This window comes from Prosthecobacter sp. SYSU 5D2 (assembly GCF_039655865.1).
Classification (GTDB): domain Bacteria; phylum Verrucomicrobiota; class Verrucomicrobiia; order Verrucomicrobiales; family Verrucomicrobiaceae; genus Prosthecobacter.
This window is the reverse complement of sequence record NZ_JBBYXL010000001.1, coordinates 41,587-57,708: the sequence shown is the minus strand read 5'-3', so window position 1 is coordinate 57,708 and position 16,122 is coordinate 41,587. Positions and strand designations below refer to the sequence as shown.

Below are 16,122 nucleotides of genomic sequence, written 5' to 3'. Positions count from 1 at the left end.
AGGCCGCGACCCGATGGGGCAACCCTGGCGGGTTGATCTTTGCCTTGGGTGCATCTTTCCCCCAACCGGAGGTCAGGCTCGTCAAGACTCGCTGACTCTCCGGCTACTCATGGGGCAGCCCTGCGGGCTCACGGAGCCAAATCCTGTGCAACAGTCATGGCCGAATTCGCCGGAAAGCTCTGAGTTTCAGACGGCCTTTTTGGAACCGGTTATATGCCGCCAATCCGCGCACAATGTGATGGATGCGCCGGAGACCTGCGTTCAAGGAGAAAAGCAACTTCTGCGTACCCATGACCTCTCTCCCCACGCCCACGACCCGACGCCGATTCCTTCAGCAGGCCTCTTTGGCAAGCCTGGCAGGTTCCATGGCCGGGCGGATGCCTGCGGCTGAGACCCGGCAAGACGCATTTTCATTCCTTTTGTTAGGTGACCTGCACTTTGACCGCATGGAGCATCATGACCTGGAGTGGCTGAAGGAGTTTAAGCAGGGAGATCTGAGCCAGATTGAAAACTACTCGAGGCTGACGCGGGAGGTCACGCCCGCCCTCTTCTCCACCCTGCGGGAGACGATGGGCGAACTCAATGCCGATGCGGCAAAGCGGGCCGCCTTTGTACTGCAAGTAGGGGACCTGGTGCAGGGCCTGTGCGGGAGCGAGGAGCTGGCGGCACTGCAAAACCGTGAGGCGGTGGAGTTTCTCGACAAGCAGCTGCCAAACACACCTTTTTTATTCACCAAGGGCAATCACGATGTGACCGGGGAGGGCTCACGGGAGGCCTTTGCCAGCGTGTTTCATCCTTACCTGACCCGGCAGGTGCGCAGCCTGAAGGCGGAGGCTGAAACGGTCCAAAGCGCCCGTTACACAGTGGAGCAGGGCGGTGCGCTTTTTTGCTTCTTTGATGCCTATGACAAGGAGAGCCTGGCCTGGCTGGAGGCGGTGCTTGAGAAGCGCACGGCGCGGCATTGTTTTGTCATCATCCACCCGCCCGTGGTGCCTTATGGGGCGCGGTCCACCTGGCATCTGTATGCGCGAGAAGACCAGCGGATGCAGCGGGAGAAACTGCTGGCGCTTCTGGGCCGGAATGAAGCCATTGTACTGGGCGGCCACATCCACAAATTTAATGCCATGGAGCGGGCCACTCCGGGCGGCGGGCGCTTTGTGCAGCTTGCCCTCAGCAGCATCATGAAAGGACCTGACCCGGAGCCCAAGGACCTCCTTTCCGGCATGGAGGCCTACACCGGTGACCAGGTGAAGCTGGAGCCGCGCTTCTCCCCCGAGACAGAGGCCGAACGCCGGGCGGTGTATGACCGCGAACGCAGCCAGGTGAAGTCCTATGCCTATGCGGACCTGCCTGGGTATGCCGTCATCCGGGTGGACGGGGCGCGTGTCAGCGCTGACATGTATGCAGGCACCACGCGGCGGCTGTGGCGCACCGTGGAGCTGGCAGGCGGCTAAGGAACGGAAGGATTGCCGGGAACGTTCTGGATGAGCCAGTCCACCTCGGGTGCGAGGACGGGGAAAAGCCTCAAAAGCAGCTCCTGCTGGCCCGTGAAGTGGGCGCCGAAAAGCATGAGGAGGACCATCAGCAGGACCAGACCGATGACGGTGAAAAGCGGGCCCCAGAGCGTGTAGCGCGGGCGCATGTGGACGGGAATGAACTCCTTGTCCTCTTCCAGACGGTAAGGCGGAGGCACCTTTTCCACATTGGGGCGGATGGGCGTCGGCAGGTTGGACTTGCCTGGCAGCTCCGGCGGCATGGCGCGGGGGGGCGGAGCCTTGGATTTGACGACCGTGCGCCTGGGCCGCTCATGCGGAAGCGGCGGCGGCGTGACGGAGCTGGCGACCGGACTGAGCGGCAGACTGGTGATGGAGGGCGAGGTGCCGGGGAGCGGCGGCGGCGGCAGCTCCGGCGTGAGAAAAAGAATCTGCAGCGGCTGCCAGGTGGCCATGCCCGTGCACCAGGCCAGGTCATCCGGGTGCAGGCTGCCCTCATCCAGATAATGGCGGGCCTGCTCCTCAGTGAATTCACCTAGCATTTCTCCGTCCTGGTTGATGTGGTAAAGGCGGGGGGATGGCATGGGTGCTTTTTAGCGGGCTGACGGAGTGTGGCCAGAACATTTGTGATTTTATCGTGAACGTCTCCAAAGACCGCGCCAGATCACCGCTCCCTCCCTTGACTTTGAAACGCACGACCCGCTGCAAGCAGTTCCTGCCCGGCTGATGAGGATATGACTGGGGTCCATCAGAGAAGCATGGCGGGTGTCTAAGAGAGGCTGACAGGGATTAATTACGTGACAAAGGGCGTACCAGGGCGGATGGAAAGGAATGATATCTCCAGTCCAATCTCTGCAAACCTGGATTCTGGCGGCTTGCCTCCTGGCTGCCTCGGTGGCTGCGGCGCAGCAGTCAGAAAATCCTGTGTTTCAGGAGCAGGCGCTCAGCGCCGGTCATTTCCAGGTCGGCATGCTGGGTAGCGCCCAGATGCAACTGGTGACGGAGCTGGAGGGCGTGACCTTTAAGGCACGTGGGCTGCCCAAAGGGCTGTCCTGTGATGCCCAGACGGGTATCATCTCCGGGTATCCGGCCAAGGCGGGCGAGGCCAAGGTGGTGCTGACCGCGAAGCTGGGAAAAGTCTCCGCCAGCCGCAAGGTGGCGCTGACCGTGCTGCCTTTTCCCGAACTGGCGGTGGGGGAATTCCAAGGTTTGTCAGAACCTCATGAGCATGGCTGGGCGCCCTGGGGTGCGGCGGTGCATCTGAAGGTCACAACCGGAGGCCTGCTGACGGGCAAGGTGATCGTGGACAAGCGTGCCTATCCGCTGAAGGGGCGTATGCTCTGCGAGCGTGATGCTGTGTATGAAGCTGCGCTGGAGGTGGCCCAGGGAGTGACTTTGCAGATGAGCTATCTGGAGGGCCATACGGCCATTTACGCCACCCTGAATGAGGAGGGCTCGGATGTGGAAACCTGGGTCTCGGCCTTTCCGGCAGTGCCAAGGGGGAGCAGTGAACTTCAAAGGGCGAAGGGAACTTACAATGTCCTGCTTTCCGCACCATTCCGTGCGGGCCAGGAATGTCCAAAAGGGGATGGTTTTCTGGTGGCGAAGTTTGCGGCGGGCGGGCGTGTAAACTTGAAAGGCAGGCTGGGCGACGGCACGGCGGTGACGGCCAGCAGCCCTCTTTTAGCGGGAGAAATATCTTCAAGGCATCAAGTGTTGATGCATGTGCCTCTGTATGAAAGGCGGCAGGAAGGAAGCCGGACGAAAAAAAGCACCGGGGTTTTTCAAGGCGGGTTGGAGGTATTTGTCGCCCCAGAAGGCTCTTTTGCTGACAATGGCCTTTATCCGGGCAGCTCCTACTCTCTGCTATGGCTCAAAGGGGCGCAGCCGGGCGGTGGCGACGGTCTGTATGCAGCAGGCTTTGAAATGGCGCTGCAGGGGGAGGGCCGTCTTTACCGGCGCCCTGCGGGAGGAAAGCTGCTGCTGAACGTGCAGCCGGGGCAGTTCAACGGGCGGCTGCGCGCCAGTTTGGATGATGACATTCCCCATCTCTGGTTACATTCCGTGACTCTGACGTCCGGTCACAAGATTATTCCTGCCAGCGACCTGATGAATGGTGTTAAAAAGCTCAACATCAAAGTCAACGCCGCCACGGGCCTTTTCAGCGGCAGTTATATCATGGATGACCCGGACTTTCCCAAGGTGGTTTTTGCCGGAGCCATTCTCACGACTCTGGACACCAGCCGGGCATCCGGCCACCTGCTCCTGCAGGACCCCAGCGGCGAGCTGACGGGTGAACCTGGGGTGATGAAGTCCTATTTCTTGGACATTGCATCCCAGGTACCGCCTGTCATTGGGGGTGGAGCGCCTCCCAGTGGCGGTGGAGGTCCGGGAGCAGGCCTGGGCGGACCGAGTCCAGGAGGACCCTTCCCGGATCCGGATTATCCGGGGCAGCCTACCACGGGCCCGTTTCCTTTCCCCGAGCCCATGCCTGTGCAGCCGGTTTGGGGAGATCAGGGGAATCAAGGGAACCCTGGGAGCTCTTCTGGAGGCACGTTGCCCACTCTGCCTTCGTCCGGCAGCCTGATCATCGCGAGCGGCAGTTCCGTTAGCTTCGGAGGTTCAGTTAACTACGGGGGTTCATTTAACAACGGAGTTTCGCTGATCAACGAAGGTTCGCTGAGCTTCGGGTCCGGCAGCAGCACCCAATTGTCTGGCGTGCCCATCTCCTGGATTTCATGGGACGGGTCCACCATCTATGAGTCTCCTCCACCTCCCTGACTAAGATGAATCTCAGCCCGCCCATTCCCGTTTTGCGGATCTTCGATGAAGACCGGGCCCGGGAGTTTTATCTCGGGTTCCTGGGTTTCTCCGTGGACTGGGAGAACCGTCTTGGGCCGGGTTCGCCGCTTTACATGCAGGTTTCCCGTGACGGCTGCGTGCTGCACCTCACCGGCCACCACGGAGACTGCTGTCCGGGCAGCGCCATCCGGGTGGAGACGCAGGGCGTGCGTGAGTTCTGTGAAGTGCTGAGGGCAAAGGCATACAAACATTCGCATCCGCATTGTGAAGCCACGCCATGGAGCACCCTGGAGATGGCCATTGCAGACCCCTTTGGCAGCAAGATCCACTTTTATGAAACGGTACAGGCGGAGGAGTGCGCCTCACCCGGTGCGTGATGAGTTCTGCACAGACCTTGACCCTTGCACTACTTGGGGTTAGAGAGTCGGTCCCCCAGCCGACCATCCTCTGATGTCCATCGAACGTACCCGCAACTTTTCCATCATCGCTCACATTGACCATGGGAAGACCACGCTGTCCGACCGGCTGCTGGAGGCCACTCAGACGATCACCCAGCGTCAGCAGCAGGACCAGTTGCTGGACAGCATGGACCTGGAGCGCGAGCGCGGCATCACCATCAAGGCCCACCCGGTGTGCATGAACTACAAGGCCAAAGACGGCCTGGTTTACAAACTGAACCTCCTGGACACGCCCGGGCACGTGGATTTCAGCTACGAAGTGAGCCGCTCCCTGGCCGCTTGTGAAGGCGCACTGCTGCTGGTGGATGCCAGCCAGGGCGTGGAAGCGCAGACCGTGGCCAACCTGAACCTGGCCATGCAGCAGAACCTGCACGTCATTCCGGTCATCAACAAGATTGACCTGCCCAATGCGGACGTGGACAAGGTGAAAAAGCAGCTCGAAGAAATCCTGCAACTGCCGGCGGATGAGGCCGTCTCCGCCAGCGCCAAGATGGGCATCGGCATCATTGACATCCTGGAGGCCATCGTCGCCTTCGTCCCGCCGCCCAAAGAACCTGGCGACGGTTACCTGCGCGCATCCGTCTTTGACTCGGTGTTTGATCCTTACCGCGGCGTCATCAGTTATGTGCGGGTCATGTCCGGCAGCATCGTGCGCGGGCAGAAGGTCCGCCTCATGGCCTCCGGCAACGATTCGGAAATCAAGGAAGTCGGCACCTTCCGCCCGAAGATGGTGGCCTGCGACAAGCTGGAGGCCGGTGATGTGGGCTACATCATCGCCAACGTCAAGACCACGGCGGATGTGAAGATCGGCGATACCCTCACCGAATCCCGCAAGCCGGCGCCTGAGCCGCTGCCGGGCTTCAAGGAGATCCATCCGCTGGTCTTCAGCGGCATTTATCCCATCAGCACGGATGACTTCGAAGCCCTGAAAATGGCCGTGGGCAAGCTGCAGATCAATGACGCCGCCTTCACCTTCATGGCGGAAAGCTCCGCCGCGCTGGGCTTTGGTTTCCGTTGCGGTTTCCTGGGCCTCCTGCACATGGAGATCGTCCAGGAGCGTCTGCGCCGCGAGTTCAACATGGACGTCATTTCGACGTATCCCTCCGTTATTTATGAGCTGCGCAAGACGGACGGCACGGAGATCCTGGTGGACAACCCGAGCTTCCTGCCGCCGGCCAATGAGATTGATGAGATCCGCGAGCCGATCGTGAAAGTCTTCATCATGATTCCCAATGAGTACATTGGCGACATCATGCAGCTCGTCATGGACAAGCGCGGCCAGGTGAACAACACCGAGACGCTGGATGACCGCCGGGTGCTGCTCCACACGGTCATTCCGCTGAATGAGATCCTGGTGGACTTCAATGACAAGCTGAAGTCGCTGACCCGTGGTTACGGCAGCATGGACTATGAGCACGCCGGCTATAAGGCCGATGACCTGGTGAAGATGGACATGCTCATCGCCGGTGAGCCGGTGGACGCCTTTTCCTGCATCGTGCACCGGGGCAAGGCCGAATCCCGCGGCCGTCAGCTCGCTGCCAAATTGAAAGAGGTGATTCCGCAGCAGCTCTTCGTGGTGGCCATCCAGGCGGCCATCGGCGGCAAGGTGATCGCCCGTGAAAGCATCAGTGCCCTGCGCAAAGACGTGACCGCCAAGTGCTATGGCGGTGACATCTCCCGTAAGCGCAAGCTTTTGGAAAAGCAGAAGGAAGGCAAGAAGCGCATGAAGGCCATCGGCCGGGTGAACATTCCGCAGGAAGCCTTCATCGAGGTGCTGAAGACTAACTAAAAGTTTGTTTGGCCGATCAGGCTTGAGGCGAAGGATGGACCGGGCGGGCGCCCGAGCATATTCCTTGGCTTTGTGACAAGTGTAAGAAGAATCACCCGCCCGTTGCAAGTCATGCGGGTTTGGGTAAAGGTGGCGGGCTTATGGTGCGCGCTCTGGGATCTCACACTCTCGCGATTGTTCACGGACTGGGGAATTTCACGCTGTTTACGGTGAGGTCTTTTCTGTCTGTGGCGGGTGCGCGGCGTCTTTTCCGGCGGGTCTTGAGGTCGGTTTTTGAGCAGGGGGTGCGCTGTCTGCCGGTGATCCTGATCGTCGGCCTTTTCACCGGGCTGGTGCTGGGCTTGCAGGGTTATTATGTGCTGAACCGCTTCGGCTCGGAGAGCCTGCTGGGCGCGCTGGTTTCCCTGAGCCTGGTACGGGAGCTGGGGCCGGTGCTGGCGGCGCTGATGCTGGTGGGGCAGGCGGGCTCCGCGCTGGCGGCGGAGCTGGGCATCCAGCGGAACACGGAGCAGGTGGCGGCGCTGGAGACGATGGGGGTGAACAGCCTCGGGTATCTGGTCTCTCCGCGCCTGCTGGCCGCCCTGGTGGTGTATCCCATGCAGACGGCGCTTTTTGTGACCATCGGCCTGGTGGGCGGCAGCCTCTCCGGATCGTGGCTGCTGGGCCTGGAGCCGGGCATTTACTGGTCCTCCGTGGAGCGGGCGGTGCAGATGCAGGATGTGAAGGAATGTTTTCTGAAGGCGGCCACCTTTGGCCTGCTGACCATTGCGCTGTGCGCCTACCATGGATTCAATGCGCACCGCTGCCGCACCGCCACGGGTGCGCGGGCCGTCAGCGCCTCCACCACGCGGGCCGTCGTGCAGTCCAGCATCACCGTGCTGGCGGCGGATTATGTCATCACTTCGTTTCTTGTCTGATGTCTTCCTCCCCTCCAGATCTGCTGCTTCAGGTGCAGGGCGTGCATAAGCGCTTCGGGGAAAACATTGTCCTGGCCGGAGCGGATCTGGACGTGCCGCGCGGCAGCGTGGTGACCGTCATGGGGCGCAGCGGCGCGGGCAAATCGGTCTTCCTGAAATGCCTGGCGGATGTCATCCGGCCGGATGCAGGCAGCATCCGTTTTGAAGGCCAGGCGCTGGGGGAAGGGGAGGCAAAGACACGCGCGGAATTCCGCCGCCGGTGCAGCTACCTTTTTCAGAGCAATGCGCTTTTCGATTCGCTGACCGCCCTGGAAAATGTGGCGCTGCCGCTGGAGCAAACCCTGGACCTGCCAGACAGGGAGATCCGCGAGCGCAGCCTGGAGGCGCTGAAGCAGCTGGAGCTGGAGGCCCACCAGGACCGCTACCCGGGCCAGCTCTCCGGCGGCATGCAAAAGCGGCTCGCATTGGCAAGGGCCATCGTCACCCGGCCGGAGCTGGTGCTCTTTGATGAGCCCACCGCCGGGCTGGATCCGCTGCGGAGGAACGCGGTGTTTGTGATGATCGCCAGGTATCAGCGGCAGTTCGGCTTCACCGCCGTGGTGGTCACACATGATGTGCCGGAGGCCCTCATTGCCAGTGACCGCGTGGCCCTGCTGGACCAGGGTCGAATGCATTTCCAGGGCAGCCCGGCAGAGTTTCAGGCATCGGCGGATCCGGTGGTGACAGGCTTCCGCGACAACACGGCGGCGCTGGACCGCTCACTCCAGGCCATCCGCAGCGGCGCAACCTTATCAACTGAAGACACATGAAACAGACCAAGCTTGAATTTCTCGTGGGGGCCTTTGTGATCCTTGGCCTCATGGCCGTGGCCTACCTGACGGTGAAGCTGGGCGGCGGCTCCATGCTGGGCGGGGACACTTACATGCTGGAGGCGCGGTTCACCAGCGTGAGCGGGCTGAACACCGGCAGCAGCGTGGTGGTGGCCGGCGTGCCGGTGGGCAAGGTGGAATCCATCCGCGTGGAGCCGGAGGAGTACACGGCCATTGTCTCCTTCCGTGTGATGTCCGGCCTCCGGTTGCCGACGGATTCGATGGCCTCGATTAAGACCACCGGGCTCATTGGTGACAAATTTGTAGCCCTTTCCCCAGGAGCTGATGAGACGTATTTGGCCGCTGGCGAGCGAATCACTATGACGGAATCCGCTGTTGATCTTGAATCCTTAATCGGAAAGATGGCCTTTGGCAGCGTCTCTGAAGAAACCGAAAATGCCCCACCTCCATGAACCGAAGAACCTTGCTCGCCCTCATCCTGGCCGCTCCCATCCTTGTTGTTAGACCGGCGGATGCCTCTCCCGCCGAAGCGCAGCAGCGCCTGACGCAGGCGGTGAATGAAGTGCTGGCTGTGACCGACCGTGCCGCCAGCGGCAGCGCCCTGGCGGAAAAAGTACGCCCGGTTTTGCAAAAGCACATCAGCTTTGAAACCATGACCCGCCGGGCGGTGGGCGTGGGCTGGCGGCAGTTCAGCGCCGCTCAGCAGCAAAAGGCCACCCAGCTTTTCACCACCCTGGTCATCCGCACCTACAGCAGCAAATTCACTCCCGGTGAGCGTGCGGCTGTCACGTATAAAAAGGCCATGACTCCTGCCGCCGGCCGCGTGGATGTGCCCACGGACCTGGTGTACAAAGGCAGCCGCTACAGCGTCACCTACCGCATGGAGCAGGCCGGCGGCTGGCGCATCGTGGATGTCGTCATCGAGGGTGTCAGCCTGGTCGCCAACTACCGCACCCAGCTTGATGCCTCTTTTAAAAAGGGCGGTGCCGCCGCCGTTCTCAGCTCGCTTGAAAACTCTGTGTCCCGCCCCTCATGAAGACCGGTCCCCTTTGCCTGAAACTCGTCCTGCTGGCCCTGTCTCCTTTCTTGACGGACTGTGCGACGTCCAAGCCCCAGGCTGAATCCGCGCCCGCCTCCCCCACGGCACAGGCCAGTCCTTTGGATGACGACGCCGTGGATGAACTGGATGACTATGGCTCCGCCGTCCAGATCTCAGACCCGTTTGAAGGCCTGAACCGGGCCACCTTCAAGTTCAATGACGTACTGTATAACTTCGTCTTGAGGCCGGTTTCCAAAGGCTATCAGTTTGTCACTCCTGGACCGGTGCAAAAAGGCCTGGGGAACTTTTTTGACAACGTGAAGTTTCCCGTGCGCTTCGTGAACAGCGGGCTTCAGGGCAAGTTTGGCCGCGCGGGCAAGGAGGTGCAAAAGTTCGGCGTGAACACCGTGGCCGGCTTTGGTGGCTTCATCCGCCAGTCGGACAAGATTCCCTCCCTGGCCTCAGTTCCGCGTGAGGACACCGGCCAGACACTGGGTGCCTGGGGTCTGGGCCACGGGCCCTATCTGGTGCTGCCCGTCCTGGGCCCCAGCAGCATGCGCGACGGCGTGGGTTATGCGGGTGATTACATCCTGAATCCCACCAGCTGGGGTTTCTTTCTGAAAGGGAGCGCCAAGGGCTGGGCCTGGATTCCGGGCACAGTGGATACGGTCCAGTCCCTGCCGGATAAACTGTATTATTATGATGAATCTCGCAGCAATGCGGTGGATCCGTACATTTCAGTGCGCAGCATTTACATCCAAAACCGTGATGCGGCAGTGGCGGAGTGAGATTGCAGCCTCTTTATTTGCTCATCCGATAATTCTTTGTTGTGATGATCTCCGCATCCGCAGGATGGAGAATTGTCGCAGGCTGTGTACTGGTAGGCGATCTTCATGGTGACTTCTAATCTTCTTTCTGGCTCTTTCCTCCGCACCTGGCGTGCGGGTCTCGGCATCGCTGTCTTTGGCGGGCTGATGCTCGCAGGCACTGCCGGGGCCCAAACGGCCACCTGGAACGGAGGCGGTGAGGACAACAACTGGACCACGGGCGCGAACTGGGGCGGCACGCCCGTCCAGGCCGGAGATGCCCTGTTTTTTGCGGGGAGCACCCGGCTTTCATCCGTCAATGATTTCGCGGAGGATACGCTGTTTGGCGGCATCACGTTTAATGCCGGTGCGGGTGCTTTTACCCTGTCTGGCAACCGGATCACGCTGGGCGGGGACGTGCAGAATCTTTCCTCCTCCGCCCAGATCCTGAGCCTGCCTCTGCTGCTGCAGACCACCCGCTCCTTTGAAGCGGCGACGGCAAACCTGACGCTCAGCGGCGCAATCAGCGGAGCTGGCGGCCTGACCAAAACCGGGGCGCAAACCCTGTTTCTAAGTGGCAGCGCGGCCAATACCTATCTGGGCCTGACCTCGGTGACCGCAGGTACTCTGCGTCTGGATAAAACATCAGGCGTGGATGCCATCGCCGGAAACCTGGAGATTTCCGGGGGCGGTAAAGTCACCTTTGCCCGCTCACATCAGTTGAATGACAATACACTGGTCACGGTGAGCGGCGCAGGCAGCGTCTTCCATGGGACGGGCAGCAACGTGGGCATGACCTCCAACCTGGTGGAAACGATTGGGGGGATCACCATGACCGGCGGCACCTTCAATGCCGGAGCCACCTCCAACTGGACCATCACAGGTGCGGGCAGCTTTACCGGCGGTGACGGCAACACCCTTTTTGTCGGCAACAGCGGGGCCCGGCTGACCTTTGGCAGCCTGAGCATCAGCAACATGCTGGAGAGGGCCGGTGGCACGGTGAGCACGGCCAACAGCTTTACGCTGTATGGAAACTCCACCACCCTCGGCATCATCACTGTGGAGGATGGCGGGCTTTCCTTGAATGACGGCAGGCTGAACCTGCGCCGTGGCGGTGGTGCCAATGCGGGCAGCAAGCTGGTGCTCAATGGCGATGTGACGGTGACCGGTACCCTTGGCTCCTTCATCACGGAGGATACTTCCGGCGGCACCAGCGGCATGGTACGCCTGGAACTCAGCGGCGGGACGGACCCTGTGGACCGCGTGTTTAATGTGGCGGAAGGTTCCGCCTTGACCATCAATGTGGAGATCACCAATGGTGCCTCCTCCGCAGCGGGACTGACCAAGACCGGCAATGGCACGCTGACCCTCTCCGGCACCCATGCCAAGAGCTACACAGGCGTGACACGCATCAACGGTGGCAGCCTGGTGATGAACCAGACGACCGGCGCCTCTGCTTTGCCCGGGGAGATCGTCATCAATGCAGGCGGTACGCTGCAGCTCAACCAGACGGCCGATGTCGCTGCCGTAGCCGGTGAGATCGTCATCAATGAAGGCGGCACACTGACGATGAGTGCCAACGGGCAGCTGGCCGCAACGGCAGGCATCAGGGTGGAAGGCGGCACCATCTCTTCGTGGAACCGCACGCAATCACTGGCCTATTATACCCAGAACAGCGGCGGCCTGACTTCCAATGGCAATACCGGCCAGTTCCTGGTTTCCGGGGCCCTCACTCTCAACGGCGGCACCACCCTCACCCTCAACAGCCTCACCTCCGGCCTCGTGCCCCAGATCCAGGCTGACAGCGTGGTCCTGACCGGGGCCGACATCCTCATCGGCGGCAACAACGGCGTGGGCCGTGGCCGTTCCGCCCTGAATGTGGGCAGCGGCGGCCTCCACATGACCGGGCGCAAAATCACCCTCTACCGGGGCAATTCAAGCACCGTTCTGAATCTCAACGGCAACTTTACCGGCCAGGGTTCCAGCCTCATTGAGGCGGGCCTCTCGGGAGCGTTGGAGCCGCAGCTCAACCTGGGCACGGAAACGCGGACTTTCGATATCATCAGCGGCACCACGACCATCAATGTGGAAATCACTGGCACGGGCGGCCTGACCAAGACCGGCAATGGCATCCTCTCCCTCACTGGCAATTTAAACAACACCTTCGAAGGCACGCTTCTGGTCAGCGGCGGCACCCTGAGATTGGGACAGACCGAAGGCACTCATGCCGTCTCCGGTTTGTTGGAAGTGGAGACCGGCGGTACGCTGACCTTTGCCGCCAATGAGCAGATCTTTGACGAAACCGGCATTGTCATGAACGGCGGCACCATCTCCGCCTTCACCCGTACAGAGACGGTGGCTTTTTATACTCAAAACAGCGGTGGTTTTCTCACCAGCGGCAACACCGGAAACTTCATCGTCACCGGCCTCGTCACCCTCAGCGGTGGCAACCAGATGACGCTAAACACCAGCGTTTCCGCCACTCCGCCAAACTGGAGCTTTGGCGGTGCGGTGCTCACTGGGGCCAGCATTCTCATCGGTGGCGTCAATGGGGAGGGCAATCCGCGCACGCGTCTGACCATCGGCGGAGAAGGACTGGTGCTGGCCGGGCGTAACATCACCCTGAACCGCGCCGCCACAGGAGGCACAGAGCTTTATCTGCTGGGGAATCTGACCGCGACAGGCACCAGCGCCATCACCGTTGCCAGCTCCGGGGCCATCGAGCCTGTACTGCATCTGGGCAGCGGCACCCGCACCTTCCAGATCACCTCCGGCACCACCACCATCGGCGTCACCGTCATGGATGAAGCGGCGATTTTAAAGACGGGCAATGGCACCCTGGTGATGAACACCGGCAGCGGCTACAGCGGCGGCACCACCGTCAATGCTGGCGTTCTGCGCATCACCAATCCCACCGGCAGCGCCACCGGCAGCGGTGCCTTCACCCTGAATAGCGGAGCCACTCTCAGCGGCAGTGGTCGTATCGCTCCGTCATCCGGACAAAACATCCAGATCAACGGAACTCTGACCATCGGCACCCCTAACCAGACGGAGGGCGAGACGCTGACTTTGATCACCACCGACCTTGCTGCCCTGGCGGTCAATGACCGCGTGAACATTGACCTTTTCAGCGGCCAGGACAACGGCGGGCTCAATGGCCTGGCCGCGGCTGACCGCCTCATTCTCGGCAGCGATACCGGCGTTACTTTGGGCGCAGGCTCCATCCTCAGCGTGACCACGTCCATTCCCATTGATGCCGCCAACACCGCCGGCTGGGAACCGGGCACAAGCTGGCAGATCATTGACTGGAGCGCCATCACCGGCGGTGTGACCGGCAGCTTCAGCAACCTGGCCGGCGGCAATGTGGACAATTATCCCAGCCTGCCTGATCTCAGTCCGCTTGGTTACTTTTGGGATGTATCCAATCTCTACACCCAGGGCACCATCATGGTGGTGATTCCCGAGCCCTCACGGATGCTGCTCCTGGTGGCGGGGATGAGTGCATTGTTGGTTAGGCGGAGGCGGGCGGTTCGGACCCCGTTTCACACTCCGTAGTGCAGCCAGTCTTGAGGTGGTGAAAGCGGAGCCGCATTGAACTGGCCGCCCTGTTCCTCCGACAGCATCGCCTGCGGATAGCTAAACTGCCGCGTCGCCTGCGCGAGGCTGAGCCGCACGAGGTCTTCCTTCAGCGCACCACGAATGACAGGCAGTCCGCTGACGATGCGGGCATGCGCCCCCACTTGCAAGGACCGCAACGTCAAAGGCGGGCGATCATCCTCCGGCGGGGTGGAGCTGTGCCAGCGGGTGCTGGCATGGGCAGGCTCGGTTGAACCGGGCAGAAGCACGCAGGTGCCCGCAGGCAAAGGCAGGACGGGTGCACTGACAGTCGTATTTTCCGGCCACAAGTATTCACCTGGCCGGGCCGGGCCGACGGATTCACGGCCCACACGGAAGGCCCATTCCCAGCTTGGGATGAAGCTGACCGGCAGCGACAGTCCGGCCTCGCGCAGCCAGGCTGCCCAAGGTTGCTCCCCCAGGGTCGCATCCACCGCGAAGTAAAGCTGGTTAGGCTCCGCATTCACCGTCTGGACACTGCGCAGGATGACCTCCAGCAGCGGCTTCCAATCCAGCGCCGCCGCATTGCCGGACTGTCCGCGCAGTTTGTCCTGATGAATCACGCGGGTGGCCGGACCCTGGACAATGAGGCTGTACCGGCCCTGGGCGGCCTCGCCACGCAGGACCAGGCTGATCAAGACACTGCCTGCCAGCTCAGGCCGTTCGCGAATTTCGGCCGCCACGGACCACAGCTCCACCTGGCGCTGATGCTCCAGTTGCTGCATCTGGCGCGGATCGGCGACCAGCGCTTGCACCAGTGGAGACGGATGTTTGCGGCTGTGCAGATGCCGCAGCGCCAGGCTGCGCAGTTCCGGCGGCAGCACACGCAAGACGGTCACTTCGCGGTCATGCAGCGTCTCATGCAGCAGGAAAAGCTGCTCCGGGTCCACAATCGCCTCCGGTTCCAGCTTGGACCAGGCCGCACGCAGGGCGCGGGTCCACTCCGCCCAAATTTCCGGATCGCGCAGGAAGGGCATGCGCCGCTGGCTTTGGCGCAGCGTTTGGGCATAACCCAGCACCCGCTCCGCTGAGGCCGGAAGATGCGGCAGCAGCCGGGCCAGCGTGGTCAGGCGATGATACCGCGTGGCCAAAGCGGCGGCGGATTGCAGCAGATCGTGCTGCTTTTTCAGTGCATAGGACTGCGCTTTGCGGGCGATCCAAGAAAGCGCACCCAGCGGATGATGCAGCACCACACCGGCCTGGCGCAGCACGGCCCAGTCGGGGTCGGTTTCCACCTCGCGCATGAGCTGTGAATTAGCTGCATCGTCACGATCCAGAAACTGCCGTGCGGCCGCCTGGCCACCTTCGCTGGCGGGCGGGTCTCCGGGGAAAGGCAGGTCATCAAAAGCCACCCGCCAGGCAGGCGGGGCCATGAGCCCGGCTTCCATCAGGGTCAGAGCGGCCACACGGCAGCGCTGTTGCAGCGGCTCCGGCAGTTGCGGTGGCAGCAGATGCAGGGCCAGCGTTGTCAGCCGCGCAGCCTGATCCGCATCCCCGGCCAGCCGGGCCGTGGCAGCCGCGCCCAGCAGGATTTCCAGCTCCATGCCTCGCGCCGGGCTGTGCGCCGGACGTGCATCGCGCAGCAGCATCCAGGCCGTGAAATGCCAGGCAGCCAGGCTGCTCGCACTGCCAGTATCCGTCGTCATTTGATGTTGCACCAGCGTGTGGATGGCCAGGGCCAGCCTGCGGGTCAGTTGCGCCTGCGTGATCGGCCAGACATATCCGTTTTCCCAAAAGCCCTGGTCCGGTTTGCGGCCCAGCTTCCAGTCTGGCTGCGCGGTTTTGAGCAAAGTTTCCAGCTCACTCCAAAGAGCGGCTTCACCCGGCTTCAAAAAGCTGCGGGCGAGCCACAGCAAAAGCGCTGAGGCATGCGGTGCGGTGGCAATCGGGGCCAGCGCCTGCCGGCCTGTCCCCAGGCGCTGTTGAAGGGCCTGAAGCAGCGGCTCCTTTTTGGCCGATGCTGCCAGGGCAGGGGATTGCAGAAGCTCCGGCACGAGGGCCAGCGTGCCCCAGACAATGACCGCATCCTGGGCTTTCATTGCCCGGGTGGCCAGGTCCAGCGGGTCCTGCCGGCGCGGCGGCGGGAAGTCGCGCGCTGTCAGCTCGCGCCAGAGCTGGTAGTCCAGGCGCGGGCCATGCTGCGCATCCAGTTTCTGCCAATGCTCCCGCAGGGAGCCGCGCGCGGGCTTGCCCGGCTGGCTGCTCAGCCACTGGTCATGGGCCTGGATCACCATGCCCAGCGGCACCGTGGGGGCGGCTGGGCGTGCAGGTGGCTGGGGCTTGCGTGGTCGGCGCGGCGCATTCATGGGAGGCTTACTTTAGCGAGGGCTGGCATGAGAGCAATGCCGTAGCCACAAACAGACACCGCCTTGC

General features: G+C 61.9%; 12 protein-coding genes. 10 read left to right on the top strand and 2 right to left on the bottom strand.

All coding sequences use genetic code 11. The features are described from left to right. The first annotated feature begins 290 nt into the window (after positions 1-290). The gene (locus WJU23_RS00280; protein ID WP_346330518.1) at positions 291-1,454 is read left to right on the top strand and encodes a metallophosphoesterase; all 1,164 of its coding nucleotides are present in this window, start codon (positions 291-293) and stop codon (positions 1,452-1,454) included. Here WJU23_RS00280 and WJU23_RS00275 read toward each other — a convergent pair. Further along, positions 1,451-2,077 (bottom strand): DUF4339 domain-containing protein, encoded by a 627-nt coding sequence (locus WJU23_RS00275; RefSeq protein ID WP_346330517.1) that lies wholly within the window; start codon positions 2,075-2,077, stop codon positions 1,451-1,453. The genes WJU23_RS00280 and WJU23_RS00275 overlap by 4 nt on opposite strands. Positions 2,078-2,324: 247 nt before the next feature. Here WJU23_RS00275 and WJU23_RS00270 point away from each other — a divergent pair, with 247 nt between their 5' ends. From WJU23_RS00270 to WJU23_RS00230, 9 genes are all read left to right on the top strand, one after another. Beyond that, positions 2,325-4,274, top strand: a complete 1,950-nt coding sequence (locus tag WJU23_RS00270) for an Ig domain-containing protein (protein WP_346330516.1) — start codon at positions 2,325-2,327, stop codon at positions 4,272-4,274. A gap of 5 nt (positions 4,275-4,279) precedes the next feature. Continuing rightward, a complete protein-coding gene (locus tag WJU23_RS00265; RefSeq protein WP_346330515.1) occupies positions 4,280-4,672 on the top strand; it encodes a glyoxalase superfamily protein in 393 nt (130 codons plus the stop codon). A 73-nt stretch (positions 4,673-4,745) separates the two neighbouring features. Beyond that, positions 4,746-6,542 carry a translation elongation factor 4 gene (gene lepA / locus WJU23_RS00260; protein WP_346330514.1) on the top strand — a complete coding sequence of 599 codons (1,797 nt, stop codon included), beginning with the start codon at positions 4,746-4,748 and terminating at the stop codon, positions 6,540-6,542. 140 nt (positions 6,543-6,682) lie between these two features. Continuing rightward, positions 6,683-7,459: an ABC transporter permease gene (locus tag WJU23_RS00255; RefSeq protein ID WP_346330513.1), complete on the top strand. Its 777-nt coding sequence runs from the start codon at positions 6,683-6,685 to the stop codon at positions 7,457-7,459. After that, a complete protein-coding gene (locus tag WJU23_RS00250) occupies positions 7,459-8,268 on the top strand; it encodes an ATP-binding cassette domain-containing protein (protein WP_346330512.1) in 810 nt (269 codons plus the stop codon). The genes WJU23_RS00255 and WJU23_RS00250 overlap by 1 nt, the downstream gene beginning before the upstream one ends. After that, a complete protein-coding gene (gene mlaD / locus WJU23_RS00245) occupies positions 8,265-8,741 on the top strand; it encodes an outer membrane lipid asymmetry maintenance protein MlaD (RefSeq protein ID WP_346330511.1) in 477 nt (158 codons plus the stop codon). The genes WJU23_RS00250 and mlaD overlap by 4 nt, the downstream gene beginning before the upstream one ends. Further along, positions 8,738-9,325 (top strand): ABC transporter substrate-binding protein, encoded by a 588-nt coding sequence (locus tag WJU23_RS00240; protein WP_346330510.1) that lies wholly within the window; start codon positions 8,738-8,740, stop codon positions 9,323-9,325. Before mlaD ends, WJU23_RS00240 begins: the two co-directional genes overlap by 4 nt. After that, a complete protein-coding gene (locus WJU23_RS00235) occupies positions 9,322-10,116 on the top strand; it encodes a VacJ family lipoprotein (protein WP_346330509.1) in 795 nt (264 codons plus the stop codon). Before WJU23_RS00240 ends, WJU23_RS00235 begins: the two co-directional genes overlap by 4 nt. Before the next feature lie 105 nt (positions 10,117-10,221). Next, the gene (locus tag WJU23_RS00230; protein WP_346330508.1) at positions 10,222-13,689 is read left to right on the top strand and encodes an autotransporter-associated beta strand repeat-containing protein; all 3,468 of its coding nucleotides are present in this window, start codon (positions 10,222-10,224) and stop codon (positions 13,687-13,689) included. Here WJU23_RS00230 and WJU23_RS00225 read toward each other — a convergent pair. Next, positions 13,677-16,055 (bottom strand): hypothetical protein, encoded by a 2,379-nt coding sequence (locus tag WJU23_RS00225; RefSeq protein WP_346330507.1) that lies wholly within the window; start codon positions 16,053-16,055, stop codon positions 13,677-13,679. The genes WJU23_RS00230 and WJU23_RS00225 overlap by 13 nt on opposite strands. Positions 16,056-16,122: the final 67 nt, after the last annotated feature.

Excerpts from the sequence above, each read along its gene's own strand:
- WJU23_RS00280 (WP_346330518.1), top strand. The coding sequence starts at position 291 with ATGACCTCTCTCCCCACGCCCACGACCCGACGCCGATTCCTTCAGCAG.
- WJU23_RS00275 (WP_346330517.1), bottom strand. The coding sequence starts at position 2,077 with ATGCCATCCCCCCGCCTTTACCACATCAACCAGGACGGAGAAATGCTA.
- WJU23_RS00270 (WP_346330516.1), top strand. The coding sequence starts at position 2,325 with ATGATATCTCCAGTCCAATCTCTGCAAACCTGGATTCTGGCGGCTTGC.
- WJU23_RS00265 (WP_346330515.1), top strand. The coding sequence starts at position 4,280 with ATGAATCTCAGCCCGCCCATTCCCGTTTTGCGGATCTTCGATGAAGAC.
- lepA (WP_346330514.1), top strand. The coding sequence starts at position 4,746 with ATGTCCATCGAACGTACCCGCAACTTTTCCATCATCGCTCACATTGAC.
- WJU23_RS00255 (WP_346330513.1), top strand. The coding sequence starts at position 6,683 with ATGGTGCGCGCTCTGGGATCTCACACTCTCGCGATTGTTCACGGACTG.
- WJU23_RS00250 (WP_346330512.1), top strand. The coding sequence starts at position 7,459 with ATGTCTTCCTCCCCTCCAGATCTGCTGCTTCAGGTGCAGGGCGTGCAT.
- mlaD (WP_346330511.1), top strand. The coding sequence starts at position 8,265 with ATGAAACAGACCAAGCTTGAATTTCTCGTGGGGGCCTTTGTGATCCTT.
- WJU23_RS00240 (WP_346330510.1), top strand. The coding sequence starts at position 8,738 with ATGAACCGAAGAACCTTGCTCGCCCTCATCCTGGCCGCTCCCATCCTT.
- WJU23_RS00235 (WP_346330509.1), top strand. The coding sequence starts at position 9,322 with ATGAAGACCGGTCCCCTTTGCCTGAAACTCGTCCTGCTGGCCCTGTCT.
- WJU23_RS00230 (WP_346330508.1), top strand. The coding sequence starts at position 10,222 with ATGGTGACTTCTAATCTTCTTTCTGGCTCTTTCCTCCGCACCTGGCGT.
- WJU23_RS00225 (WP_346330507.1), bottom strand. The coding sequence starts at position 16,055 with ATGAATGCGCCGCGCCGACCACGCAAGCCCCAGCCACCTGCACGCCCA.